Origin of the sequence: Thiolapillus sp., assembly GCF_048562965.1 — a bacterium.
GTDB lineage: Bacteria > Pseudomonadota > Gammaproteobacteria > Chromatiales > Chromatiaceae > Thiolapillus > Thiolapillus brandeum_A.
The window spans coordinates 1-626 of the sequence record NZ_JBHNMF010001438.1 but is presented as its reverse complement, the minus strand read 5'-3'; the positions used below and the strand labels follow the sequence as shown (position 1 = coordinate 626).

At 52.9% G+C, this 626-nt stretch carries 1 pseudogene; it reads right to left on the bottom strand.

Features of this window, described 5'->3' with window-relative positions:
* Positions 1–99 precede the first annotated feature (99 nt).
* A pseudogene (gene tnpA / locus ACOCD2_RS24805) lies at positions 100–547 on the bottom strand (IS200/IS605 family transposase).
* Positions 548–626: the final 79 nt, after the last annotated feature.

Below are 626 nucleotides of genomic sequence, written 5' to 3'. Positions count from 1 at the left end.
AGTCAACAAACCACCGGCTGCAAGCCGGTGGCATGAAAATTACGCACTGTAAGTGCGGTTCCGGCTAAAGCCGGCTTCAAGCCGCCGGCCCAAGCCGGTTCATGACGACTCGAAGTCGCCGGGATCAACCACCTTGAATTGCTCTTCTATCTCACTGTGATGTTCGATATAGGCCGCAATCATCTCATCCGTGACATTCCCTGTACTACATGCAAAATATCCCCGTGCCCACATCCTTTGGCCCCAGTACGCTTTCTGAAGGGAACGGTACTCCCGCTGTAGCTTGTACGAGGTCTTCCCTTTCAGCTTCTGCACCAGCTTGCTCACCGAAAGCTGAGGCGGTATCGATACCAGTAGATGAACGGTGCTCTTTCGCCACTACTCCTTTCAGAATCTCAACCCCCATATCCGAGCACATCTGCCTCACCAGATCTCGAAACCGGTATCCTATTTCCCCTATCAGTACCGACCGCCTGTACTTCGTGCACCACACCAGATGCACATGTAGCCGAAATACCGAATGTGTCCCGTGTCTGTACTCACTCATGCCCCCTACACTAAACCAGGAGGCTGAAAGCTTCCAGCTGAAGCTGGGGGTTTGAACCCTCCCATGTTGAGACAATCAA